Below are 26,132 nucleotides of genomic sequence, written 5' to 3'. Positions count from 1 at the left end.
CATATGTCCTCACCCATCTTTATTTAAAAATACTCCCTCTTTTCTTATTTCGACATATTCCTTCAAAGATTAAGGTGAAAATTCTTATTTTTTTCTTTTTCAATTTGTTAACTTATTATTTTTTCACTATTCTACGATTATTGTTGTTCTCTAACGTTGAAATTTCTATTTCATTTACCTTATTGCTATATTGCTCCTCCTAATTTGTTCCCTAACATAGAGAAAGACAGGGATGGAACCCCTGCCCTTTCTTAGATCAATGCTTATTAAAAAATAAATTGACCTAATAGCTTTTACTGCCGCGAAAATGCTTGTTCCGTATGAGGTGAATCAGTGGCGGAGCAGCAATGTTTTTAGAAATTGTCATCATTTTCATTATTAATTGTTAGAAGAAGAAGCCGCAACCGCAACGTCTTCTGCAACCGCAAAAGAAATCACTTCTTCTGCGATCTGTTCTTCTGCAATCTGTTCTTCTGCGATCTGTTCTTCTGCGATCTGTTCTGCGGACTTCTCTTACATTCACTCTATTGGCAGCAATATTTACTTCATCGGCCCTAATATTCTGAACTCGTCTTCTTCCTGTTTGCTGGAACATTCATCTTCCCCCCTTTCTTTTTCACTAATATAGACTATGTTTTAGTTTAAATATGGAGTGGACAAACAACTAAAATAAAGTGCCCATTTTCTAAATATGCTCGCCTTTTTTATAGCAATCATTCTATCCCTTTACTAGTTGAAACCTAGCTTTTTAAGCTCACTCTTCAGAAAGTTGTTTCTATCCGTTATAAATTTACAAATGAATTCCGGTTCCATATCAAATTGTTCGAAATACATTTTTTTATAGGGATCCTTTAAAACAAAAGGACGGAGGTTCGTATATATGTCCTGTATTATTGGTTCCATAAAATCGACTGTAAATTGATGGTTGAGGATTTGATCGAGGTTTTTATAATATAAATTTCTAAATGAAGGAACATCGAGCATTCTTGCCGATAACGTATTAAAACCCTCTATTCTAACATAGTCATAATCCATAATCTCCCCATGAACATCTCTTCCCCAAGTTGCATCATAATCCCAAGGAAGAATTTCAAATACCCCCCCATCACCATTCCTGCACAGAGCATAGTTCTGAACAAATCCATCGTAGTTTTGAGTACAAACCGCACCTGCTAGCCAAAGCAAATACTTTTCAACATCTATATAATTTCCTATCTCTCGTTCAAATTCTTCTCTTAAAAGTGTATTGGCTTTGAAAATAAACTCTTGTAAGATTAAACATTCTTCGTCCGGTCCATACTTTATTTCATAGCCCATTTCTAAAGATCTCTTAGGAGCATTATCATATTCACTAATCAGTGAAAAATTTGCATCTCCATCAATCGCGTAAAATATCGATTGTACTGGAATATTCCTTTTTTTGAAAAAGTATTCATCTACTGACTCTAATTGCAAATAGACTCCTTCTTGTTTTCCATTTAATACAAGAAAAACATGCTCTGCAGAGGGGGCCATGACACCGATACTAGAGAAAAAATCAAATGAAAGCTTATTTCTTATTAATGAATGATCTTTATATTCTGCATTTAAATGCAGCTCTTTTGCCCCATTCCAAGTCCTAGGTTTATAAAAGTGAATATGATAAGATTTCTTCTCAAACTCTCGAACATAATATCCTCGGTACCTAATATCAATGTCATGCTTTTTATTTTGAATGTTAATTTTTCCTGTAACAGATTTTTCTGCCCAAATATCCTTCTTTAAATCGATGAGGCTTTTCGGATTTATAAATAAGTTATAAATTGGTATATCTGCTTTTTTCAAAATAATCCCCCCTAACCGAACCGTTATTAAATCGTATGAAAAACATTTAAAGGATGACAGTCCTATTTCCAAAAATACGCAATCGTCTAAGGCAAAACTTCTTTCGGATCCGTATTCTAATAGCAGGAAAACGAAGGATGAACCAATCAATAAGGAGGATATGACTTTGAGAGGTTATAGTGAAGCCGATATCCGTCGTGCGGTTAAAGAAGTGATCGCTGCAGGAATGGAAAAGTTTCTATATCAAGAGCCATTTTCATCTAAAAGATCAAGGCAGTCTGATAGCAGAAAATGTTCGCTCGATACAAGAATGGATCGTGAGAATGATGAATAAAAGCTTTGCAGATGCAAAGCTTTTTAATTACAAAGCAATATACATAGGATTTTTTAATTAAGGGGAAGATACATGAAGAAAAACGAAAGGAGCAGATACAAATGGCAAGAGGTAAAGAGTTTAACCATAAAAATAAAAATCACCCGGGTAATTTCCCAGACAATTCAGTAATAGAAAGTAAAGCAACAGAGGCACAAGAGGATGAAGAATTTCTTGTTGTCCAAGAAGCATTCAAAAATCGCATAGAAGGTCACGATGGAACTGAATTTCGGGATAAGTAATTCGAACAACTATCTAGTATAGTATCAATTTAACTGGACAAGTTTTCCTTTTTTGAAAAATTGTCCAATCAATCTACTTTGCTGGACAGCTTTTTTACTTTTTCCTAAAAGCTGTCCACTAAACCTACTTTGTCGGACAGCTTTTTCACATTTTCCAAATACCTGTCCACTAAACTTACTTTGTCGGACAAGTTTTTTCCTTTTGCCGAAAACCTGTCCACTAAACCTACTTTTCCAGTCAGCAACCCTCCACAATTTAAATCCTACAGACAGTTCATATCAAATTCCTTAAGCCATGAAGCACAAGCAGCCGTATCCTTTGCGAAGATTCGATCCTTTGTAATAGACGGAACAATTTTTCTCGCTTCTAAATAAAACGACTTGGTTTTCTCTCCCATTTTTTCATGTCCCTTGAATTCCGCTGCCTGGAGCGCACAAATCAACTCAATCGCTAGTACATTGTTCACGTTCTGAATAATTTGATACGCATGTCTCGCAGCAATTGTTCCCATGCTGACATGATCTTCTTGGTTCGCAGAAGATGGAATCGAGTCAACACTAGCAGGATGAGCTAAGGTTTTATTTTCGGAAACTAAAGCAGCCGCACAGTATTGAAGAATCATCGCACCTGATTGAAGTCCTGGTTCCGGGCTTAAAAACGGCGGCAAGTCATTCAGCTGCGGATTGACTAAACGCTCAATTCTTCGTTCTGAAATGTTTGCAAGCTCTGCAACCGCAATTTTCATAAAATCCATGGCAAGGGCGATCGGCTGTCCGTGGAAGTTTCCGCCTGAAAAAATATTTTCTCCTTGGTCAAAAATAAGCGGATTATCTGTTGCTGCATTCATTTCAATCTCAAGCTTCTCTTTCACATAGTCTAATGCTTGCCATGAGGCCCCGTGAACTTGTGGAATGCATCGAATGGAATAAGCATCCTGAACACGAATTTCCCCTTGCTTCGTGATAAGTCCGCTGCCTGATAAATATTCTCTCATTCTCCTAGCTGTCTCTACCTGCTGTTTGTATCCTCTAGCTAAATGAATTTTTTCATCGAAGGCATCAATAATCCCATTTAATCCTTCCATCGTAACAGCGGCAATTAATTCACTTTGGTAGGCAAGCCTTTCCGCTTCTAAATATGCAACAACACCCATTGCCGTCATTGCCTGGGTACCATTAATGAGAGCCAAACCTTCCTTCGCTTCCAATGTTAACGGCTCCAAGCCTTCTTCCATAAGGACCTCAAGTGCAGGTCTTCTTTCCCCTTTATAAAAAACCTCTCCTTCCCCAACAAGAACTAATGCTAGGTGAGAAAGTGGCGCTAAGTCCCCGCTTGCTCCTAACGATCCTTGCTGTGGAATAACCGGGTGGATTTCTCTGTTCACAAGCTCGAGCAATCTTTCAATAACAACGGGTCTTGCTCCTGAAAAGCCTTTTAACAATGCATTTGCTCTAAATAGGAGCATGGCACGTGAGACAGACTCAGGAAATGGCTCTCCAACTCCACAGGCATGTGAACGAATCAGATTAAGCTGCAGATCCTTCACATCCTTCTGATCAATAAGCACATCACTAAACTTTCCAAATCCTGTAGTGATTCCATAAATCACTTTTTCTTCCTCCACAATCCTCTTCACAGCATCATGACTTTCCTTGACGGCAACCATACTTTCTTTCGATGGCTCTACCTTTTCTTTTTCAAATAAAACCCTTCTTGCTTCCTCTAGCGTTAATGTATTCCCTGTTAAAATAACCATGTCCTTCCTCCTCGGTATGTTGTTAACTTCCTTTAATGTTAAAGTGTTATCAGATAAAACAACCATTTCTTTCCTCCTCAGTACATTAGTGAGATAAAGAAAAGGCTGTACTTCAAACAAGCGTTTGAAATACAGCCTTTTTATCGAATGTAAAAATTAATTTCCTATTACGCATCATCATGATCATTCCCATTTCAAAAATTTTGCGAATATAACTAATTGTATGTTCAGTAGGAGGGGGATGTCAACGAATAATTTACAAATTTTAACAAATTAGATTGTTAGATTGTTAGTGTAGTAAAGGAATACGGTGACAGATTTATTATCCCTCTAACTGGATTCCCTGATATGGAAATATTATTACATTGATGAGGTTTTAAAAAGCAGATTAATATAAACGTTGTAATATATTTTAAAGAAAGAAGGAGCAACGAGAGTGACAAAAACAATATTCAGAATTTTTTCCATACTTTTCATCATTGCTGCTGCAACAATGCCACAGTTTGCCTCTGCACAAGCAGAAGTGGTTTCTTTTAATCTCTCGTCAAATACAGTTGCATTTCAAGGCAGAAGTGTTCCTGGTTATGTAACAGTTGACTTGAAAACGAATGAGCCAACACGCGGATACCTAAGGGTAGAAGGAAATGGCCGCCAAGCAACAATTAATCTCTCGTCACTTGAGTACAAAACAACTCACAAGATCGACTGGGTTCCATGGGACGATGTGAAGAAGGAACCGCTGCCGGCAGGAGAATACCAGATTAAAGCGAACTTGTCGGATAGAGACTTAAACCAAATGGTCGGATACCCGCTTGGAAAATTAATCGTTGTATCAGAACCTAATCCGAAACCGCTGTTTGATCAAGTTTCTATCAGTCCATGTGATTTTTCACCTAAATACGGGAAATCTTCTGAAGCAGTACAAATTCAATATAATCTTAACCGCCCAGCAGAAGTTCAGCTCAGCATTCAGAAGAATGGAGACGAAATTTTTGCAGGCGAAAAAATGAAGCTAACACCCAGCAGTCAAACTTTCAATTGGAACGGCACAGATAAGTCCGGCAGAATTGTAGCTGATGGTGAGTATATTGTTGTTTTTAAGACTATCGAAACAGGCTACAATTATCCTGAAACGAAACAGCGTTCTGAAAAAGCTGGAATCATTACCATTAAAGACGGCGATTATGATATTCCTCAATGGAGATTGAAGGAGTTAGTTACTGAGGCCTCATTTAAAAATTCCGTAATCACACCTGATGGCGACGGCGTAAATGATTCAGCAGAAGGCAAATTTACTCTTACTGAACCTGCCAAAGTTTCCGTCTATATTGCAAATGCCGCAGGTGCACATGTTAAAAATGTAATGACTGAACAAGCACTTCAACCAGGTGTGCATACTTTTAACTGGGATGGAACTGACATGATGGGCGGGAAAGTCCCGAACGGGAATTTTACCATTAAATTGCTAGTCATTGAAGGTGCAAATTTAGGTTATATTTCCTTCCCTAATTCAATTTTGAGAGCTGAAGGCGGCTATGAGTTTAAAATTTTGCAGCCGCAAAAAAATGTTCGTGTCATCATCGAAAAAGCAAATATGTCTATTGATCCAATGGGACAAGGCTATATAGCGCAAAAAGGCGACATCTTCCCGCTTCTCTCTGAAACCATTGTAAATGATCAATATGAGGTACTTGTTAAAGAAGGTATATCTGGAAGAATCAATGTGAAAGATGTTGAATTTGTTTCCGAGTCACCTTCCCAGCAAAATACGACGGACTATATAGTACAGTCAGGCGATACATTATGGAAAATTGCTGAAAAACACAAAACAACCGTTGCAGAAATCATCAAATTAAACCAATTAGATCCGAATAAGTATTTATCCGTGGGGCAGACATTAAAGGTTCCAAACGAGACGCCAGAACCGGTTCCACCGTCTGAGCAGACGATTCATATCGTACAATCAGGGGATACGCTCTGGAAAATTGCTCAGAAATACAATGTTACTGCTCAAACAATCGTTGTAGCCAATAAGCTTGACCCGAATCATTATCTTTCAATCGGTCAGAAACTAGTTATTCCAATGGCTAGTCCTTCTCCACAGCCATCAACTACTTACAAGGTACAATCAGGGGATACTTTATGGAAGATTTCCCAAAAGTTTGGAACTACAATTGATGCGATTGTTGCAGCAAACAAGCTCGATCCTGCAAAGCATTTATTTATCGGTCAATCTTTGGAAATTCCAGAAAAATCTCCAGTTATTAAGCCCGTTATTCATACTGTACAGTCTGGGGATACTCTGTGGAAAATAGCTCAAAAATATAGTACATCTGTGGATACAATCGTTAAAGCTAACCAGCTTGACCCAGCAAAATACCTTGAAATCGGGCAAAAGCTTATAATAAGATAGAGATCCGCTTATCAAAGGGATGACAGTGCCTTTGGCATAATGTTTAATCATTTTTTTTACTATAAACAACGAATAAAAAAGAAAGAGCGTGTTTTGAAAAAAATCGAAACACGCTCTTTCTATATTCAATTGAATCATTCTTTTGAAAAATTTGAAGCAATAAAAACCTTATTCAAAACAAGATTAATCAAATTTTAACCCTTTTAATGCTTCCGCCAGCGCATTATTCAAAGGTTCTTCTTCTTTTTGCTGGTTTTTCAAATACTTTTGGACAGTACGTTTATCCACTTTGCCTTTTGATTCTTTTTTGCGGCGTGCCTCGAAAGCAGATAATTTTTCTCGATATCCACATTTACATGTGAAGATTTGGCCATCACCTTCGCCGCGCAGCTCAAGTTTTTTGTGGCATTGCGGGCAGCGGGCGTTCGTAACACGTGAAACATTTTTACGATGTCCACATTCTCGGTCTTGGCATACGAGCATTTTGCCTTTTTTGCCGTTTACTTCAAGCATCGGTTTTCCACAGTCTGGACAGGTTTTTGTGGAAATGTTGTCGTGCTTGTATTTTTTATTGCTAGCTTTAATTTCAGCAACGATTTCTTTTGTGTAGTTTTTCATTTCGCTGATAAATACATCTTTTTTCAGCTTGCCATGGGCAATTTGTTCAAGTTTTTGCTCCCATTCTGCTGTCAAAGCAGGGGATTTCAGTTCATCAGGAACTAGATCCAGCAGTTGACGGCCCTTTGAAGTAAGATGAATGTCCTTATCACGCTTTTCAATCAGGAATGAGTTAAATAACTTATCAATAATGTCAGCCCGTGTTGCAACTGTTCCTAATCCGCCTGTTGATTTTAATGTATCTGCCAATTTCTTATTCTGCGTATCCATATACTTCGCTGGATTTTCCATTGCCGAAAGTAATGTCGCCTCATTAAAGCGCGCAGGTGGTTTTGTTTGACCAGACGTTTGTGCGATTAGTTTTACGTTTAATGTATCGCCTTTTTCGATGCGAGGTAAAATTTGTTCTTTTAAATCATCTACAGCTTCTTCATCATCGTAGCGGTTTTCGTATACTTCTTTCCAGCCTGCTGATAAAATTGTTTTTCCTCTGGCTACAAAGTTTTCCTCGCCGATTTTCGCACGAAGCGTAAGTTGTTCGTATTCAAATGCCGGAAAAAGGACCGCCAAAAACCGCTTTACAACTAAGTCATAAATTTTCCGTTCTTTATCATTGAAGGATGAGAAGTTTACATAGCTTTCTGTTGGAATGATGGCATGGTGATCAGATACCTTGCTGTCATCCACAAATGCTTTCGAAGTTTTAATCGGTTTGCTTAAAATCTTATGAGCTAATGATCGATATTCTCCTGCTCCACAAGCCTTTAATCGTTCTGGAAGCGTCCCGACAATATCCGAAGAGATAAAACGTGAATCCGTTCGAGGATACGTTAAAACCTTATGCTGCTCATACAGCTTTTGCATAATGTTTAATGTTTCCTTTGCAGAGTAGCCAAAAATTTTATTCGCATCACGCTGTAATTCCGTTAAGTCATATAGACCTGGTGAGAATGATTTCTTCGGCTTTTTTTCAATTTCTGTTACTATTGCATTTTGTTTGCCTAATTTCCCTACAATCCCATCCATTTTCTCTTTATCAAAGCTGCGGCTATTCCCTTTTGCATCTTGCCAAGTCAGTTTTAATTGGTCTGTCGTTTGGGCTTCGATGCCGTAATAGGTTTGTGCTTTGAAATCTTTAATTTCATCCTCACGAGCTGCAATGATGGCAACAGTAGGTGTTTGAACACGGCCGCAGTTTAGCTGGGCATTGAATCTAGTTGTTAAGGCGCGCGTTGCATTAAGACCGATATACCAGTCAGCTTCTGAACGTGCGACAGCAGATGCATATAAATTCTCATAAGCCTTACCCGGCTTCAAATTAGCAAAACCGTCTTTTATCGCTTTATCTGTAACAGATGAAATCCATAGCCGTTTAATCGGTTTATTATCCTTTACTTTATCGATTATCCAGCGCGCGACTAATTCTCCCTCTCTTCCAGCGTCTGTAGCAATGATGATTTCATTGACATCCTTTCTAGTCAGCTGGCTTTTTACAGCTTGAAATTGCTTTCCAGTCTGCTTAATAACTGTCAATTTCATCCGCTCAGGAAGCATAGGCAGATCTTCTAAATTCCATGTTTTATATTTCACATCATAGGCTTCTGGATCAGCAAGTGTGACTAGGTGTCCCAATGCCCATGTAACGATATATTTATCGCCTTCCAGAAATCCATTTCCTTTTTTATTACACTTCAGCACACGTGCAATATCGCGTGCAACAGAAGGTTTTTCTGCAATTACAACACTTTTTGCCATTTTAAAAAACATCCTTTCAAATTCCGTATGTTAAATATAACATACAGACAGTTTTTCTGAATAATTCATTGTATAAGTACCTTATTGGGTTGCACATCCTCCAAAACAATGAAAAAGAAGTTGTCCATTAATCCCAACATCCGATTAATCGACAACTTCTCCATATTCATTACTTCAATACATCTGCTCTCAAGATAAACTGAGCCAATTCTTCCATTTGATCCGAAATAGCACGGTCGCTTTCTAACGGTGGGCAAATGGCTCTAACTTTTTCTAAATATTCTCTAGTAGCAGGAGCTAGCTGGCTTTCTGCTTTTTCTAAATAAATAGCTTGGGAAGCACAAATCATTTCAATCGCTATAACTCTAGCAGAATTATGAATGATTTCCCTTGCCTGACGTGAACCAATTGTACCCATGCTCACATGGTCTTCTTGGTTTGCAGATGTTGGAATGGAGTCAACACTTGCTGGGTGAGCAAGGACTTTATTTTCAGATACTAGTGCTGCTGCTGCGTATTGAGCCACCATCAGTCCACATTCTAAGCCTGGATCTGGAGCAAGGAAAGGAGATAAGCCGCTTAATTGCGGATTTACTAATCTTTCCGTTCTGCGTTCTGAAATATTTGCCCACTCTGCTGCGGCAACCTTTAGGAAGTCCATTGAAAGTGCAATTGGCTGACCGTGGAAATGACCACCTGAAATGACTTCTCCGCTTTCTAACACAATCGGATTGTCCGTTGTGGAATTCATTTCAACTCTTAAGCGCTCATCCACATAATTAAAGGCTTGCCATGAAGCACCATGTACTTGCGGGATGCAGCGGATAGAGTAAGCATCTTGAATGCGGATTTCTCCTTGACGTGTAATCCGTTCACTGCCTTCTAGCCACTTTCTCATCCGTGAAGCAACGAACTCAAGCTCAGGATGTGGACGTACAGCGAGTAGTTCGCTATCAAAAGCAGAAATGACACCATGAAGGGCTTCCATCGTTAAGCACGCTGCCATATCTGCTGCCAAACCGACTCTCTCTGCCTCGTTAAGAGCAACAACTCCAACTCCGGACATACATTGTGTTCCATTGATTAATGCAAGGCCTTCCTTCGCTTGAAGGGAAACCGCCTTCAATCCTGCTCGTTCTAAAGCCTCTCCTCCAGGAAGAATTTCACCCTTGTATTCTGCCTTCCCTTCACCTACTAATACGATTGCGATATGAGAAAGTGGCGCTAAATCACCGCTAGCTCCAACTGAGCCTTTGCTTGGCACGATGGGATGCACACCTTCATTGATCATATCCACAAGCAGCTGAACAGTTTCTTCTCTAATTCCAGAAAATCCGCGCAGTAAAGCATTTGCACGCAATGTCATCATGGCTCTTACAACAGGAGTAGGAAGAGGTTCACCAACACCTACAGCATCTGCTCTTAATAAATTTAATTGTAATTTCTCTATATCATCTTTCTCAATTTCAATATCACTTAGCTTCCCAAATCCTGTGTTCACACCATAAAGTATTTTTCCATCATTAAGCTGCTTTTCAATGCGGTTCCGGCTGGCGCGGACCTTTAGGCGGTTTTCCTCTGGGATTGATACTTTTGCAGTACCTCTAACAATCTTTTCTACCTTATGTCGATCTAATGTGACTCCATCAAGTTCTACTAGATCCAATCCTGCAATTCCACTGTTGCTCATAAGTTGTCCACTCCTCAATTTAAATACTAAAAATTCAGACTCTATAAAGTATTATAAAACTATTGCGACCAAGACACCAAATATAAAAATTAGGTATTGTAATGAATGAACATTGGTACACATGTGTGGACAATCTTCTCCCCTTCGCCTAGCGTCATAATTCTGCCCGTAAACATGAAAATAAACTCAGCTAACGCATTAAGAAAAACCTAGCCAAATTGTAATTACATGATTAATGCCACAACGACTGCCACAAATGTAAGTATCTATCATAGATCCCTAAAGTCTCTTAACCTATTTTTCTATATGATTTTTATACCATTGTTCAATTAAAGCTGCTGTTAGTCTGCCAGTATTAACTAAGTTTTCAATGCTGATGCATTCTCTGAAAGAATGAATATTTTGGAAGCCTAAACCAAGCGTTAAGCATGTTAGTCCATTTTCATTCAGAACATTTGTGTCTGCCCCGCCGAGTGTTTCTGTTAAATATGGCTTTATATGAATATTTCTTGCAGCTTCTTCTGCATTTCTTACGAGAATATCGTTTTCAGGGATATCAAATCCACTGTATTTCTTTTCAATTTTCACATTTACTTTTCCGCCTTTTTCCTCTGCTGCTCGTTTCATTGCTTCAGCCATATGATCTAGCTGCTGATCCAGCTTTTCCTTTGAAAAGCTGCGAACTTCCCCAGCAACCGTTACACTTCCGGGAATGATGGAAGTCAGTTCTCCACCTTTAATTATTCCTATATTCGCCAGTGTCTCATCATCAATCGTGCCTAACTTCATGTTAATTAAACCTTCAGCAGCTATAAGAAACGCACTATTTCCCTCTTCAGCATTGAGGGCAATATGTGCAGCATTTCCTTCTACTTCCATCCAGATCCGGGAGCTATAAGGTCCTTTTAGAATAATTTGACCTACATCCCCGCTGCTGTCGAAAATATAGCCTGTTTTACTCTTTGCTTTCGAGTAATCCATATATCTGGCACCAACTAAACCTGGCTGCTCATTAACAGTTAAAATAAATTCGATTGGCCCATGTGGAATACCGCCTTCAATAATAGCTCTCATTGCTTCCAAATAGGCTGCAAGAGCTGCACGATCATCAGCTCCTAAAATGGTTGTTCCATCAGAATGGATTACTCCATTTTTTATTACCGGCTTAAGCCCTTCTGTTGGCAAAACTGTATCCATATGCGTGGAGAAGAATAATGGCGGAATAGATGGATCTGTACCTTCGTGCCAGGCGACAAGGTTGCCAACCTCGCCATCAAAATTTTTGTGTGCCTCATCGAACTCTAACGTAAAGCCTAGTTCTGGCAATGCCTTAATCAAATAATCTGCAACAAGCTGTTCCTTTGTGCTAGGACCATTAATTTTTGCTAATTCTAGAAATAGCTCCTGCAATCTTTCCCCATTTACATATTCGGCTGCACTGGATGTATGTTTTGTTGTCATAATTGAAACCCTCCCATTTGCTCTGCATGCGTCACCATATTTTAATAGACTTACTTTTTGATCTCGTGATTAAAGGACATAGTTTGAAGATCTCGTAGGTTTTATGTCCTTTAAATCATGATTAAAGGACATGGTTCGGTGATTCCATCGATTGTATGTCCTTTAAAGACTGATGGTTTATGAAAAGTGCGATATTTTTCCTATGGATTTTCAAATATCTATTAACTAGCGGCTAACGACGACTTTTCCTTTTTTAATGACCGTTTCAACGATATTTGTTCCAAGCTCGTAAGCAATATGCTTATAGGTTGGGACATCCCAAATTTGCAGGTCTGCTAGTTTTCCTTCCTGAATCACGCCACGATCATCTAAATCAAGTGCCCTCGCTCCGCCATATGTAGCAGCTTTAATCGCCTCTTCAACAGAGAATTTATATAATCGGCATGCAAGATTTATTACAAACTGCATGGACTCTGTATAACAAGCTGGGCAAAGGTCAGTCGCAAGCGCAATTTCCATTCCTTTGTCTAGCATTTGGCGTGCATCGAATGGCTGTTTATGGTTAACAGCAAAATCCAAAGCTGGCATTAGCACTCCCGTTACCTTAGCTTCAGCTAGCTTTTCCATGACTTCAACTGGTGTATAATTTAAATGGTCAATCGAAACCATTTTCATTTCCGCTGCTAAATCAGAACCGCCGATATAAGAATATGCATCCGCATGAATTTTTGGCTTCATTCCATATTTTAGTCCTGCTTTAAGGATTAATTCAGATTCTTCGGCCGTAAAATAACCTTCATCACACCAAACATCACAGAATTCCGCGAGTCCCTGTTCTCCGACTTTAGGAATCATTTCGTTGATGATGACATCCAAATACTCACTTTTCGTCAGATTCTCTGGAAATCCATGTGCACCTAAAAATGTATTTAACACATCAAGCGGAGTTTCTTGATCCAGCCTTCTGCCTACCTCTAAAATTTTTATCTCACTATCTGTTGTCAGTCCGTAGCCGCTCTTGCCTTCAATAGTTGTAATGCCATGCTCAAGCATTGTCATCACACGTTTTTTCGATTGCTGGAATAATGTCTCTTCTGGTTCATTTCGTGTAAGTTCTACTGTTCTGCTCGGACCTGTTGTAATGCTTAGCTGCTGGAGTTTTTCGGGTTTTCCAGTTAGTTTAGCAGCATATTCTTCCACTCGCGTTCCATAGAAAACTAAATGAGTATGCGAGTCAACAAAGCCTGGAGCGACCACCTTACCTGTTCCATCAATAATAGAGGACTCTCCCAAATCAAAATTTCCTTTTACCTCTGCCTCTGTTCCAACTCCAACAATTTTTTCATCCTTAATTGCAATCCATGCATCAGTCAGGATACCAATTTCCTCCATACCCTCACCGATACATGTAATGACCTCGGATGCATTGCTGATTACTAAGTCTACTTTTAACTTGACCTTCGTTTCAGACATGCTACAAAACCTCCTTTAAGTCTATCAAGCTGTTTATTTTGCTTCTTCTGAAAAAGATTGGGGCTCAAAAGAGTTCCCCCCATGAGCCACCTGATCCATTTTTACAAATTTTTAAGCTTTTACATCTTCTTTTTCTAAATCCTTCGGTCCAAATGTTGCTTTTGGAGACCACCATAGTGGGATTTTGATGCTTTCATTTGTAAGTTTTCCTTTTCCGTTCGCAACATCTTGTGCGATTTCATAGCCAGCCTGTGCATGGCGGACAACCCCAATTCCAGAGTCAACTGTCATCGCTACTTCAAGTCTCATATCAGACTCATCTGTTCCATCTGCGATCATTGTTACACCAGTGTGAACGGCTTCACCCATTGAGTAGTTCGCTTGAAGAGCGATTAAGTCACACATACCCACTGCATTCAACAGACCGTTCAATACCGGCCAGTCAGAAATTAGGTCAGAACCATCCTTCATGTTTTCAGATTCAAATGTTGGGTTCACGATAGAACCTGAGTCCAAGTTGTCACGAGAGAATGCAACCGGACCAGAAAGCTCGCCGCGGCGGATCATATCGTTTACTTCCAATGCAAATGCTTTTCTCTGACCAAAGCCCATATAACAAATACGAGCTGGAAGTGCTTCAATTGGAATATGCTTCATCGCAAGCTTGATCCAGCGAGTTACTAGGTAGTCATCTGCAAATTTTTCTAAAATCATTTCATCAATTTTTCTTAAATCTTCTGGGTCTCCAGATAAGCATACCCAACGGAAAGGTCCGCGGCCTTCGCAGAACAATGGACGAATGTATTCCGCTACAAAACCTGGAAGACGTTTCGCTTCCTTCGGATCAAAACCGGCATCGACACATTCTTTACGGTGACTTGTACCGTATTCAAAGGAGTGAACGCCTAAGTCCATAAATTTGATTAGCGCTTTCAATTCACGGATCATCGTTTCGCGAGCTTTTTCTAAGTAAAGGGTACGATCTGTATCACGAAGCTTTTCTGCTTCTTCTACTGTGTAGCCAGCTGGTAAATAAGAAATTGGATCGTGGCCTGGTGTCATAGAAGTTGAGATGTCTGGCAGCCACCCTTTTTCAAGAACCTCTTCGAAAATATCTGCGGCGTTTCCAACTACCGCGATACCAAGTGGCTTACCTTCAGCAGCCGCTTGCTTCGCCATAGCAATCGCATCATCCAATGAATCGGCTAAAACATCAATAAATTTCTTTTCAATACGGCGCTTAATAATCTCAACATTAGAGTCACATAGAATGGCAACTCCGCCATGCATGGTCATAGCTCTCGTTTGGTTTCCGCCCATTCCGCCAGCTCCAGCTGTTAGAAGGATTTTCCCAACAAGAGAATCATTGTAATGAAGACGTGCGATTGCCGATAAAGTTTCGAAAGTGCCTTGGATAACACCTTGTGTACCGATATACTCCCATGGAGCTGCAGTGTAGTTCGCATACATCGTTAAGTTTTTATCTTGTAAATCGTAGAATGTTGGCCAATCTGCCTTCATGATATTGGTTGTTGCCATAACAACGGTCGGCGCATATTTATGAGTTTTAAATACCGCAACTGGCATTCCAGATTGAACAACTAAAGTTTCATCATCTTCAAGTTCTTTTAACGATTTCACAATCGCATGGTAAGATTCCCAGTTACGTGCCGCTTTCCCAATCCCACCATAGATAACTAGCTCTTCTGGCTTTTCCGCATTTTCCATATTATTTTCTAGCATTCTTAGAATAGACTCTTGTCTCCACCCTTTACAGCGAAGCTCTGGTCCTCTTTGTGCTTTAACGGAATATAAGATTTCTGGTTGTGACATGAATAATTCCTCCAATACTAAATTAATTAAATTCTTATCTAATTATTTTGCAAGTATTATGCCAAGTTAGTAAAACTCGCTGAATTTTTCTGATTTAACCTATTTATTTTTGTCTTTTCATATTTTTCTGGTTTAGAAACCTATAATTCTGTCATTCCTTTTAAATTTTCAATGCGTTTCCTTGAATAAATCGCAGATAAATTTTGCGCTTTTTGCGAAAAATTCGAAAAGCAACTCCAAAATACCTAAAACCGATTTCAATCAGAGGATGCAGATATAATTTGCATGCAAATTATAAAAGAAAAATGCACCCACCCCGTTAGGATGAGTGCATAATACAGATAATTTGTGATTTTTTTCAATCTTGCTCGAATAAGTAAGGGCATGTAACAACATTGGTGATTTGAAAAGTGCCGACACACCTTCAGGCACTTTCTTTGAGTTTATAAGTAAAAGAACAATATTTAGCCACCGAGATAGGCCTTTTGAATAACATCCTGTTCTAATAAATTTCGTGCCTTATCATGATATTTAATTTGTCCATTTTCTATAATATATGCCCTATCAGCAACAGATAATGCTTTTTTTGCATTTTGTTCAACTAATAAAATTGTTAGACCTTGACCTTTAATTTTCTTAATCGTTTCATAAATATCTTTTACAACGATTGGTGCTAACCCCATTGACGGTTCATCGAGCATCAAAACTTTTGGTTTACCCATTAATGCTCTGCCTATTGCTAACATTTGTTGTTCCCCGCCACTCATAGTACCACCTAATTGTCTTTTTCTCTCTTCAAGTCTAGGAAACAATTCAAATATCTCTTCTAATTCATTTGCTTTTATATTATTTGTAACGTTTCTTGTATATGCCCCTAATAGCAGGTTTTCCAAAACAGTTAATTTTGGGAAAATCCTTCGACCTTCTGGAACCATTACTATTCCTTTTTTTACAATTTGATCCGGACTTAATTTATTTATTTCATCACCATTAAAAAGTATTGAACCTGAGGATTTTATTAATCCAGAAATCGCATTTAAACTTGAAGACTTTCCAGCACCATTAGATCCCATTAATGTTACTATTTCTCCTTTATTTAACTCTAAATTGAGATCTTTTACTGCATGAATTTGGTTATAAAAGACATTTAGATTTTTTATTGTTAGCAATTAAATCACTTCCTCTTCTTCACTTCCAATGTAGGCTTTTACTACAGCGCTATCAGAAGTAACTTGTTCAGGAGAACCATCAGCAATTTTCTCACCGTGATTTAATACAGCCATATTATCACACAATCCTACCAGCATCGGGACGTTATGTTCGATAATAATCACTGTTGTCCCATTGTCACGTATTCTTTTTACCAATAAATTAATTTCCTCTACCTCAGTATCATTCATACCTGCACATGGTTCATCCAATAAAATAAGCTTTGGTTCAGATACAAGTGCACGGGCTATCTCTACCTTACGCTGATTTCCATAAGATAAATTACCTGCATTTAAATCCATATACTTTTCTAAACCAACCTCCATCAATGTTTGTTTAACTTTTTCTTCAACAAATGTCTCTTCTGTCCGTTGAAATTTGCTATTTAATATAGCAGAAATTAAACCCGACTTTGTCTTTCGAAACATTCCTATCTTTACATTTTCTGCAACAGTCTCATTACCTAATAACCTTATATTCTGGAATGTCCTTGAAACTCCTAATCTTGCTATTTGAAATGGTTTTAACTTTTGAATCATAGTATCTTCAAATACTATTTCACCATTATTAGGAGTATAAATTCCTGTTAACATATTAAACAATGTTGTTTTACCTGCACCATTTGGTCCAATCAAACCAAAAATTTCATCTTTTTGTACCTTCAGACTTACATTATTTATAGCTGTTATTCCACCAAAAAACTTTGATACATTTTTAACTTCCAACATTCTGATCACCACTTTTCACAGCTGGTTTTAAATTTCTAATTTTAATATTTTTTATGTCTATTAATCCTTTAGGACTATATCTCATAACTAAAACCATAAGTAATCCATAAAGAATCATTTTATAATTATCTAAATAATTTAAGTTCAAAATGTTTCCTACATCAAAAATATGAAATAGTTCCGGTATTGTGTATAAAAGTGTCACACCTAATAAAGTCCCCCTTATACTACCCAATCCACCAATTACTATCATACTTAGGATAGTTGCTGATGTTGTAAACGTAAAAGAGTCAGCATTTACAAAGTAAATTTTATGAGCAAATAAGGCTCCTGCAACTCCTGCAAAGGCTGCTCCGATTGCAAAGGCTAATACTTTATAATACATGGTATTGATTCCCATCGATTGAGCTACAGTTTCATCTTCTCTTATAGTCACCCAAGCTCTTCCAATTCTAGACCGTGTTATTTTCCTCATAATATAGATGGCAGCGATTAATGCAATTACAACCAAAACGAGATATCCTACATTCTCCACCTCTATCCCCAAAAAGTTAGGGGCGGGTATAGAATTTATTCCATATGCCCCTCCTGTAATTTTGGAATTATTAAAGAAAGAGTGTGCAACAAGCCCCAAGCCCAATGTTGTAATTGCGAGAAAATCATCTCTTAAACGCAAACTGGGTAGTCCTAAAAGTCCACCTAATATGAAGGTTACTACAACAGCAATTAGCATAGAAATCCAAACATTCACACCATAATTAGCAGATAGTATGGCTGATGTGTAAGCGCCAATTCCATAAAATGCTGCGTGTCCCAAAGAAACCTGTCCTGCAAACCCAGTTGTTAAATTCAATCCTAGGCCTAAAAGAATATTAATCACTAAAAATATTAAAATATCTACGTAATATGGGTTAATGAAATCCAACAATGATATCACCTACACTTTTTCTATATTCTTTCCGAATATTCCTGAAGGTTTTATTAGTAAAATAGCAACCAGCAATATAAAAGCGATGGCATTCGTATCAATAGGCATCCCTTCTAAATATCCTGTACTTAATGCCTCTGCTATTCCCAATATTAATCCACCTAAGACTGTTCCAGGAATTGAACCTAAACCACCTAGCACAACAACACAGAAAGCTTTTAATCCGGGAATATCCCCCATAGCTGGTGATAGTGAATTATAATTTAACGCTGTTATTATGCCAGCTAAAGCCGCTAACATAGAACCAAGCAGAAAAGTAACCATGACAATTCTATTAACATTTATACCCATTAATGCAGCTGCCTTTCGATCCTGAGAAACTGCTTTAATAGCTATTCCTATTTTGGTGAAATTCAAGAAGAGGTAAAGCAAAGCTAAAACAATAAGTCCGATTATGATCATATAAAGTTTTATATTCGTTAATGACGCAATCCCAAAAATATCAATACTATGTACGGCAATATTTGTTTTTGGAAAGGCATGAGAATCAGATGTAAAAATAATTTGAAACAAATTTTGAAGTAATATAGCTATTCCTACACCACTTATTAGAACCGTAATTGGATGGACATCTTTAAGAGGTCTATAAGCATACTTTTCAATCCCTACACCAACCAGTCCGGAAATTACTAAGGCAAATATCAAAGCGGTAATAAAAGAAAGATTTAGATATAAAATTCCTACCATAGCCGAGAAGGCTCCGACCATATATATAACACCGTGGGCAAAGTGCAAAACTTTTAAAACTCCGTATACCATTGTTAGCCCAAGCGCTATTAATACATATACAAAACCTAATGCTATCCCATTAATTAACTGTTCAACTATCAAGTCATCCCACCCCTTTACCGTTATAAAGGAAAACAAGGGATACAATAATAAATTGAATCCCTTTTATCTCCACTTATAAAATTAATATGTTTTTGAATGTAGGTATTTAAATTCTCCATTTTCAACTTTCATGAATACAATTGGCTTAACGACTTCATGATTTTCATCAATTGTAATATTTCCGGAGGTGCCTTCTAAATCTTTAGTTGAATTAATTGCTTTAGCAATTTCCTCTCTATCAGTACTTGAACGTTCAATTGCATCCTTTATCGTTAATACCGCATCATAGCTTTGGGAAGCTGTAATACTTAAATCGGTATTGAATTTTTCCTTATAGGCTTTAACAAAGTTTTGAACAACTTCTCTCTCATCTGCCGTATAGAATGAGGTAGTAATGACAGTTCCTTCAGCATGATCACCAGCTAATTCGAGAAATTTTGGTGCATCCAACCCATCAATGCCGATTATTCTAGATTCTAGGCCCATTTGTTTTGCTTGGCTTACGATGGAAGATCCCTCATTGTAGTAGGCTACAACAAATAAAGCATCAGGTTTTTGTTCCTTTATAGCAGATAACGCTGAATTAAAATCAGTATCACCCATATTAAATTGTTTACTTACTAAAACTTTTCCGCCTAGTTCACTTATTTCTTTCTCTAAAGCGACCTGGCTTTCGGTTCCATAATCAATATTCATATACACAATACCAAAGGTTTTTAATTTTTCTTCATTAACTGCATAATCAGCAAGAGCTTTTGCTTGTACATTGGAGGTATAGATCATTCTAGAAACGTAGTCCCCGCCCTTTGTAGCTTCCGGATGTTTCGCATATGAAACAATCATTGGTACGCCTTCTTTTTGTGCCAGAGACGCCGCTGCTAAAGTTGGACCTGAATAAGCCCCGCTAATAACGGCAGCTACCTTATCACTATTTATTAACTTTTGAACACCTTTTGCGGCTTCTTGCGGCTTACCTTGGTCGTCAACAGAAATTATTTCTACCTTTTGTCCATTAATTCCACCATTTTCATTAATTTGATCTACAGCTAGTTGTGAAGCATTTAAACTTATTTGCCCGTCAGTTGATGTTGGTCCTGTTAATGGTCCAAACCAACCAATTTTTATAACATCTTGGGTATTCTTTTTTGAATCGGTAGAGCCTTCCTTTCCATCTGTATTTTCTGAACTACAAGCTGATAATATTAAAGAAAAAACTAATAATAATAGATAGAGCATTTTTTTCATGCAATCTCACCCCAGATAATTTTTATTGAGTTATCAGTAAATAGGACTTGGAGTTTCTCATGTTGTAAAAAATTTTACTTCCTTTTAGTGGCATAAACTATTATTCTGACGTTTCCTACGATGTAAACTCTAGTTTAGTAGTAGAATTTTACCTAGGTAACTTCTAAATCTTTATTCAAAAAAGCAATTAGAGGGAAGGTTCTACAAGATAGCGCTTACTTTAATAACAACTCTTTCAATCTACGATTTTTCAATTGATCATTCTTACGAGAATCTGTTTAGAAATGAAACTAATCCCCTCTCATCATTTTTTCGAATCAATTAATATTTTGCAAGAAGTGTGCCAAAGAAACTATTTATTCAAAATCTCAAATTATAATGGATAATCTGATCTTGTGCAGACGAAATATTCCACAATTTTTACAAAATAATACATAAATAGTGCAGATGGATTTTGCTTTTTTAATATTAATTAGTGTATTTTTGGATGATTCATTTAATCGGAAACACTCATAATGTGCAGATAAATTTTGCGATATTTTCGAAAATTTAAACAAAGAAACGTTAAATGTCATGAAAACAATTCCATCTATGCTGTGCAGACAGATTTTGCATGAGCAAATATGTTATCCATTTTTGCAAATAAAAACATCGACCTGCTCGGCCGATGTTTTTATTCTTATAACACTTTGCTTAAAAAAGCTTTCGTTCTTTCATGCTGCGGGTTTTCAAAAATTTCTTTCGGGGCATTTTCTTCTACAATGACACCCCCATCCATAAATAAAACACGATCTCCCACTTCTCGGGCAAATCCCATTTCATGCGTTACAACGACCATTGTCATTCCTTCTTTAGCCAATTGTTTCATTACTTCAAGCACTTCTCCAACCATTTCCGGATCAAGTGCTGAGGTCGGCTCATCGAAAAGCATGATTTTTGGCTTCATCGCTAAAGCTCTTGCAATCGCAACCCTCTGCTTTTGCCCGCCTGATAATGAATCTGGATAGACATCTGCTTTTTCCTCAAGTCCGACTTTTTTCAGGAGCTCAAGACCTGTTTTCTTAGCTTCCTCTGCAGAAATTTTTCTCACTTGCATTGGAGCAAGCATGATATTTTGAATGACCGTTTTATGCGGAAATAAATTAAATTGCTGAAAAACCATTCCGACTTCGGTTCTTACTTTATTAATATCTGTTTTTTTATCGGTTATATCAACTCCCTCAATCGTAATATGACCGCCTGTTATCGATTCAAGCAAATTAATACATCTTAAGAATGTAGATTTTCCTGATCCTGATGGACCAATCACAACGACAACTTCCTGTGGTTGTATAGAAGCACTAATATCTTTTAAAACTTCATTTTGTCCGAATGTTTTTTTTAAGTTCTTCACTTGAATCATTCTGTTGTCAACCTTCTTTCAAGTTTATTCAATAAGAAGCCTAATGTTGTTGTTAACACAAGGTAAATGAGCGCAGCTGTAAGATAAGGCTCCCACACACGGAAAGTTTGACTTGCTAATGCTCGTCCATAGTACATAAGTTCAGGTGTCGCCACGATTGCTGCGAGGGAGGACTCTTTAATAAGGACAATGAACTCATTCCCAAGAGGAGGGATCATTCGTTTGAAGGCTTGAGGCAATATGACATGTTTCATTGCTTGAACATGGGACATGCCTAGAGAACGAGCTGCTTCCATTTGTCCTCTATCAATGGACTGAATACCAGCACGAAAAATTTCTGCAATATAGGCACCTGCAATTAAGGAGAGTGCAATAATACTAGCCACAATCCCATTCGTATGCCCAATAAATAATGGTACGATCCCGAAATGAATTAATAATATTTGAACAAATAAAGGAGTTCCGCGGAAAAATATTATGTAACAATTAAAAATAAATGCAAGCGGCTTATTTTTCACCATTTTCCCTAAGCCGATAAATAAACCAAGAATGGTTCCAAATATAATACCTACAATTGACAAACCAATCGTTAATAATGTCCCCTTTACAAAGAAAGGAATATATTCTACTAAGATGTCAATCCTGAAATCCATTGCCCTTCCCCCTATGTAAATCAAAATTGCGTAACTTTCCTTTCTGCGTTACGCAATTCTGATTTAATTATTTATTTTTGCTGAGCTAAAATGGTCTCTACATCTGGTTCAACTCCGAACCATTTCTTATAAATCTCAGAATAAGTTCCATTTTTCAAGACTTCAGTAACAGCCACATCAAAGTCTGCTTTTAATTCACTGCCTTTTGGAAACATGAGGCCGTAAAATTCATTTTCAAAGCCTTCTTTATCGCTAATAACATTTAGCTTATCGTTTGGATTATTTTGGGCATAAGCCTGAACTACTGCATTATCGGCAACAACTGCATCTGCACCGCCACTCGTTAATTCCAAAATCGCTAAATTATTATTATCAAACTTTTTAATGTTTTTATTGTTTAAGCCTAGTATTTTCTCAACTGCCGCTTCCCCAGTCGTTCCTCCAAGAACTGCCACTACCTTGTCATTCTTTAAGTCAGCCGCACTCTTAATATCACTGCCCTCTGGAACTAGAATCTCATTCGTTGATAAATAGTATGGTACTGAAAAATCATATGTTTCTGATCGCACATCATTAATTGTAATCGCACAAATCCCCATATCCGAAAGCTTGTCTTTTACCTCGACAAATAGAGGATCCCAGCCAACATTAACCATTTCAAATTCATAGCCTGCTTCCTTAGCAACTGCATTCATAAAGTCAACGTCAAAGCCTTTCATTTCACCTTTATCTAAAAATACAAATGGCGCATAGTTTGCCTCTGTTGCGATTTTAAGTTTTTTCTTACCTTCACCTGAAGCTGCACTATCACCGCTGTCCTCTGAAGTCTTTTGGCTCGTACCGCAAGCTGATAGAATAAGAGAGAAAACCATTACAATAGCTAAAAGTGTAAACCTTTTCATTTTAATGCCCCCTTTAATTTTAAAAAGCAGTTCATTTTATTCACGTTAAGTCTTGGAAGCAATTTCCTTTCAGGTTTTGGAAAAATCTCAATCCCCTCTCCATAATTTTTTTCTAATCAAATAATCTTTTGCAAGGATTGTGCCAAAATAACTAATTCTATATATTTCTAATACTAAAGGACTTCTAAAAACTAGACTATACTAAATATTGTATTTATTCAATCAATTCTGTTAAATAATTCGCAGATATTTTTAGCTAAATAATACTATTTATGAATTGCATCCCTATGAAACTTTAATTTATCAAGCTATCATAATATGCAGATGTTTTATGCATATTTGTCATTAATAGTTGGAGCTTAAGGGAGTTTATATTTTTTTGAAAAGTTAATTGTCTAAAGGAACACATTCATTTATATAATATTTATGTTTTTTAGTGATCAATAACTTTCTTATAAAAAACGCAGATATTTTTTGCGTATTGTACCAGAGAAAATTTGGTATATAAAAAGACACCAATTAGTAATTCAGCACTAAGTGAGCCAACAATCCCAACTTGTGGCATTTCCGTATTGATATCTCCAGCAGCAATCCCCACTAAAAAGCCGCTTTCCCTAAAAGAGGAAAAGCAGGCTATTTATTAAATGATCATATTTAAGTTTGTATACGTCTTTTACGACTTAACTTCTTCTTTTTCTAAATCCTTTGGTCCGAATGTTGCTTTTGGTGACCACCATAATGGGATTTTGATGCTTTCCTTCGTTAATTTTCCTTTTCCATTGGCTACGTCTTGAGCGATTTCATAGCCAGCCTGTGCATGACGGACAACTCCAATTCCAGAGTCAACTGTCATCGCTACTTCAAGTCTCATGTCAGACTCGGCTGTTCCGTCTGCGATCATTGTTACTCCTGTGTGAACGGCTTCACCCATTGAGTAGTTCGCTTGAAGTGCGATCAGGTCACACATGCCAACTGCATTAAGAAGTCCATTCAATACTGGCCAGTCAGAGATTAAATCAGAGCCATCCTTCATGTTTTCAGATTCAAATGTTGGGTTCACAATGGAGCCTGAATCTAAGTTGTCACGAGAGAATGCAACTGGTCCAGAAAGCTCGCCGCGACGAATCATATCGTTAACTTCTAATGCAAATGCTTTTCTTTGACCAAAGCCCATATAACAAATACGAGCTGGAAGTGCTTCAATTGGAATATGCTTCATCGCAAGCTTAATCCAGCGAGTTACTAGGTAGTCATCTGCAAATTTTTCTAAAATCATTTCATCAATTTTTCTTAAATCTTCTGGATCTCCGGATAAGCATACCCAGCGGAAAGGTCCGCGGCCTTCGCAGAACAATGGACGAATGTATTCCGCTACGAAGCCTGGAAGACGTTTCGCTTCCTTCGGATCAAAACCGGCATCGACACATTCTTTACGGTGACTTGTACCATATTCAAAAGAGTGAACGCCTAAGTCCATAAATTTGATTAGCGCTTTCAATTCACGGATCATCGTTTCGCGTGCTTTTTCTAAGTAAAGGGTACGGTCGGTATCACGAAGCTTTTCTGCTTCTTCTACTGTGTAGCCTGCAGGTAAGTAAGAAATTGGATCGTGACCTGGCGTCATAGAAGTTGAGATATCTGGCAACCAGCCTTTTTCAAGTACCTCTTCGAAAATATCTGCAGCGTTTCCAACTACCGCAATACCTAGTGGCTTGCCTTCAGCAGCCGCCTGCTTTGCCATTACAATCGCCTCATCCAATGAATCGGCTAAAACATCAATAAATTTCTTTTCAATACGACGCTTAATGATTTCTACGTTTGAGTCACATAGAATCGCTACTCCGCCATGCATGGTCATCGCTCTTGTTTGGTTTCCGCCCATTCCGCCAGCACCAGCTGTTAAAAGGATTTTTCCAACAAGTGAATCACTATAGTATAGACGTGCAATAGCTGATAATGTTTCGAATGTGCCTTGGATAACGCCCTGTGTCCCTATGTATTCCCAAGGTGCAGCCGTATAGTTCGCATACATCGTTAAGTTTTTATCTTGTAAATCGTAGAATGTTGGCCAATCTGCCTTCATAATGTTTGTCGTTGCCATGACAACTGTTGGGGCATATTTATGTGTTTTAAATACCGCAACAGGCATACCTGATTGCACAACTAATGTTTCATCATCTTCAAGCTCTTTCAAAGATTTAACAATCGCATGGTAAGATTCCCAGTTACGGGCGGCTTTCCCAATCCCACCATAGATGACAAGTTCTTCTGGCTTTTCAGCGTTTTCCATATTATTTTCCAGCATCCGCAGAATGGATTCCTGTCTCCATCCTTTACAGCGAAGCTCCGGCCCTCTTTGTGCTTTAACGGAATATAAGATTTCTGGTTGTGACATGTATATTTCCCCCTAGATTAATATTAATTTCTGAAACTCATTAATAGATATTGCAAAGAACGTGCCAAATTTATTAAACTAGTGAATTTTTCAAGAAATTAGTTAATTAGTCCTTATATATCAACAATTTTATTTAATATTTTTCTTTATGAATAATGTAATTATTAAATTTCTTAAATAATATCTTGGTAGGTCCTGCAGATAAAATTGGCATTAGAAATATTTAGCAGTTTCATTAGACACAATGAAGTGTAAGCCGTTACAAATTTAAAGCATGCAGATAAATACTGCATGCAGATTATTTAAAAAATTCATAATTAATGTTATATTAAAAATATGT

Annotated in this window: 20 protein-coding genes; 3 read left to right on the top strand and 17 right to left on the bottom strand. The window is 37.7% G+C overall.

The genetic code is table 11. The annotated features are described in order from the left end of the window. Positions 1–385 precede the first annotated feature (385 nt). Positions 386–595 (bottom strand): hypothetical protein, encoded by a 210-nt coding sequence (locus V7127_RS04495; protein ID WP_335483916.1) that lies wholly within the window; start codon positions 593–595, stop codon positions 386–388. Positions 596–729: 134 nt separating this feature from the next. Next, positions 730–1,827: a CotH kinase family protein gene (locus tag V7127_RS04490; protein ID WP_335483924.1), complete on the bottom strand. Its 1,098-nt coding sequence runs from the start codon at positions 1,825–1,827 to the stop codon at positions 730–732. A 163-nt stretch (positions 1,828–1,990) separates the two neighbouring features. Here V7127_RS04490 and V7127_RS04485 point away from each other — a divergent pair, with 163 nt between their 5' ends. Continuing rightward, the gene (locus tag V7127_RS04485) at positions 1,991–2,158 is read left to right on the top strand and encodes a CotG/ExsB N-terminal domain-containing protein (RefSeq protein WP_335483914.1); all 168 of its coding nucleotides are present in this window, start codon (positions 1,991–1,993) and stop codon (positions 2,156–2,158) included. Positions 2,159–2,259: 101 nt separating this feature from the next. Further along, the gene (locus V7127_RS04480; protein ID WP_335348395.1) at positions 2,260–2,439 is read left to right on the top strand and encodes a hypothetical protein; all 180 of its coding nucleotides are present in this window, start codon (positions 2,260–2,262) and stop codon (positions 2,437–2,439) included. A gap of 263 nt (positions 2,440–2,702) precedes the next feature. Here the strand turns inward: V7127_RS04480 and hutH (V7127_RS04475) are convergent, their stop codons facing one another. After that, complete coding sequence (hutH, locus tag V7127_RS04475) at positions 2,703–4,196, bottom strand: histidine ammonia-lyase (protein ID WP_335483922.1); 1,494 nt, start codon at positions 4,194–4,196, stop codon at positions 2,703–2,705. Positions 4,197–4,632: 436 nt separating this feature from the next. Here hutH (V7127_RS04475) and V7127_RS04470 point away from each other — a divergent pair, with 436 nt between their 5' ends. Further along, entirely contained in the window at positions 4,633–6,609 is a 1,977-nt protein-coding gene (locus tag V7127_RS04470; RefSeq protein WP_335483912.1) for a LysM peptidoglycan-binding domain-containing protein, read from the top strand. Between the two features lie 183 nt (positions 6,610–6,792). Here V7127_RS04470 and V7127_RS04465 read toward each other — a convergent pair whose 3' ends face one another. From V7127_RS04465 to hutU (V7127_RS04400), 14 genes are all read right to left on the bottom strand, one after another. Continuing rightward, positions 6,793–8,982 (bottom strand): DNA topoisomerase III, encoded by a 2,190-nt coding sequence (locus V7127_RS04465; protein ID WP_335483910.1) that lies wholly within the window; start codon positions 8,980–8,982, stop codon positions 6,793–6,795. 169 nt (positions 8,983–9,151) lie between these two features. Continuing rightward, on the bottom strand, positions 9,152–10,672 hold the full coding sequence (gene hutH / locus V7127_RS04460; RefSeq protein WP_335483908.1) for a histidine ammonia-lyase: 1,521 nt from the start codon (positions 10,670–10,672) through the stop codon (positions 9,152–9,154). 294 nt (positions 10,673–10,966) lie between these two features. After that, a complete protein-coding gene (locus tag V7127_RS04455) occupies positions 10,967–12,133 on the bottom strand; it encodes a M20/M25/M40 family metallo-hydrolase (protein ID WP_335483906.1) in 1,167 nt (388 codons plus the stop codon). 225 nt (positions 12,134–12,358) lie between these two features. After that, entirely contained in the window at positions 12,359–13,606 is a 1,248-nt protein-coding gene (gene hutI / locus V7127_RS04450) for an imidazolonepropionase (protein WP_335483904.1), read from the bottom strand. Between the two features lie 111 nt (positions 13,607–13,717). Continuing rightward, on the bottom strand, positions 13,718–15,439 hold the full coding sequence (gene hutU, locus V7127_RS04445) for a urocanate hydratase (RefSeq protein ID WP_335483902.1): 1,722 nt from the start codon (positions 15,437–15,439) through the stop codon (positions 13,718–13,720). A gap of 464 nt (positions 15,440–15,903) precedes the next feature. Beyond that, positions 15,904–16,608 carry an ABC transporter ATP-binding protein gene (locus V7127_RS04440; protein WP_335483900.1) on the bottom strand — a complete coding sequence of 235 codons (705 nt, stop codon included), beginning with the start codon at positions 16,606–16,608 and terminating at the stop codon, positions 15,904–15,906. Further along, complete coding sequence (locus V7127_RS04435) at positions 16,609–17,376, bottom strand: ABC transporter ATP-binding protein (RefSeq protein ID WP_335483898.1); 768 nt, start codon at positions 17,374–17,376, stop codon at positions 16,609–16,611. Continuing rightward, a complete protein-coding gene (locus tag V7127_RS04430; RefSeq protein WP_335483896.1) occupies positions 17,363–18,301 on the bottom strand; it encodes a branched-chain amino acid ABC transporter permease in 939 nt (312 codons plus the stop codon). Before V7127_RS04430 ends, V7127_RS04435 begins: the two co-directional genes overlap by 14 nt. Before the next feature lie 12 nt (positions 18,302–18,313). Continuing rightward, positions 18,314–19,195 carry a branched-chain amino acid ABC transporter permease gene (locus V7127_RS04425; RefSeq protein ID WP_335347859.1) on the bottom strand — a complete coding sequence of 294 codons (882 nt, stop codon included), beginning with the start codon at positions 19,193–19,195 and terminating at the stop codon, positions 18,314–18,316. An 81-nt stretch (positions 19,196–19,276) separates the two neighbouring features. Next, positions 19,277–20,440 carry an ABC transporter substrate-binding protein gene (locus V7127_RS04420; RefSeq protein WP_335354813.1) on the bottom strand — a complete coding sequence of 388 codons (1,164 nt, stop codon included), beginning with the start codon at positions 20,438–20,440 and terminating at the stop codon, positions 19,277–19,279. A 679-nt stretch (positions 20,441–21,119) separates the two neighbouring features. Next, on the bottom strand, positions 21,120–21,842 hold the full coding sequence (locus tag V7127_RS04415; protein ID WP_335347544.1) for an amino acid ABC transporter ATP-binding protein: 723 nt from the start codon (positions 21,840–21,842) through the stop codon (positions 21,120–21,122). Then, positions 21,839–22,495, bottom strand: coding sequence for an amino acid ABC transporter permease (locus V7127_RS04410; RefSeq protein WP_335347543.1), 657 nt, complete (start codon positions 22,493–22,495; stop codon positions 21,839–21,841). The genes V7127_RS04415 and V7127_RS04410 overlap by 4 nt, the downstream gene beginning before the upstream one ends. A gap of 71 nt (positions 22,496–22,566) precedes the next feature. Beyond that, positions 22,567–23,397, bottom strand: coding sequence for a basic amino acid ABC transporter substrate-binding protein (locus V7127_RS04405; RefSeq protein ID WP_335483894.1), 831 nt, complete (start codon positions 23,395–23,397; stop codon positions 22,567–22,569). A gap of 673 nt (positions 23,398–24,070) precedes the next feature. Then, positions 24,071–25,792: a urocanate hydratase gene (gene hutU, locus V7127_RS04400; RefSeq protein WP_335483892.1), complete on the bottom strand. Its 1,722-nt coding sequence runs from the start codon at positions 25,790–25,792 to the stop codon at positions 24,071–24,073. Between the last annotated feature and the right edge of the window lie 340 nt (positions 25,793–26,132).

It is taken from the genome of Bacillus sp. JJ1773 (assembly GCF_036962035.1).
Taxonomy (GTDB): domain Bacteria; phylum Bacillota; class Bacilli; order Bacillales; family Cytobacillaceae; genus Cytobacillus.
Note: the sequence above shows the minus strand (reverse complement) of the source record. Positions and strands in the feature narration are given on the sequence as shown.

Excerpts from the sequence above, each read along its gene's own strand:
- V7127_RS04495 (WP_335483916.1), bottom strand. The coding sequence starts at position 595 with ATGTTCCAGCAAACAGGAAGAAGACGAGTTCAGAATATTAGGGCCGAT.
- V7127_RS04480 (WP_335348395.1), top strand. The coding sequence starts at position 2,260 with ATGGCAAGAGGTAAAGAGTTTAACCATAAAAATAAAAATCACCCGGGT.
- hutH (WP_335483922.1), bottom strand. The coding sequence starts at position 4,196 with ATGGTTATTTTAACAGGGAATACATTAACGCTAGAGGAAGCAAGAAGG.
- V7127_RS04465 (WP_335483910.1), bottom strand. The coding sequence starts at position 8,982 with ATGGCAAAAAGTGTTGTAATTGCAGAAAAACCTTCTGTTGCACGCGAT.
- hutH (WP_335483908.1), bottom strand. The coding sequence starts at position 10,672 with ATGAGCAACAGTGGAATTGCAGGATTGGATCTAGTAGAACTTGATGGA.
- V7127_RS04455 (WP_335483906.1), bottom strand. The coding sequence starts at position 12,133 with ATGACAACAAAACATACATCCAGTGCAGCCGAATATGTAAATGGGGAA.
- hutI (WP_335483904.1), bottom strand. The coding sequence starts at position 13,606 with ATGTCTGAAACGAAGGTCAAGTTAAAAGTAGACTTAGTAATCAGCAAT.
- hutU (WP_335483902.1), bottom strand. The coding sequence starts at position 15,439 with ATGTCACAACCAGAAATCTTATATTCCGTTAAAGCACAAAGAGGACCA.
- V7127_RS04435 (WP_335483898.1), bottom strand. The coding sequence starts at position 17,376 with ATGTTGGAAGTTAAAAATGTATCAAAGTTTTTTGGTGGAATAACAGCT.
- V7127_RS04420 (WP_335354813.1), bottom strand. The coding sequence starts at position 20,440 with ATGAAAAAAATGCTCTATCTATTATTATTAGTTTTTTCTTTAATATTA.
- V7127_RS04415 (WP_335347544.1), bottom strand. The coding sequence starts at position 21,842 with ATGATTCAAGTGAAGAACTTAAAAAAAACATTCGGACAAAATGAAGTT.
- V7127_RS04410 (WP_335347543.1), bottom strand. The coding sequence starts at position 22,495 with ATGGATTTCAGGATTGACATCTTAGTAGAATATATTCCTTTCTTTGTA.
- V7127_RS04405 (WP_335483894.1), bottom strand. The coding sequence starts at position 23,397 with ATGAAAAGGTTTACACTTTTAGCTATTGTAATGGTTTTCTCTCTTATT.
- hutU (WP_335483892.1), bottom strand. The coding sequence starts at position 25,792 with ATGTCACAACCAGAAATCTTATATTCCGTTAAAGCACAAAGAGGGCCG.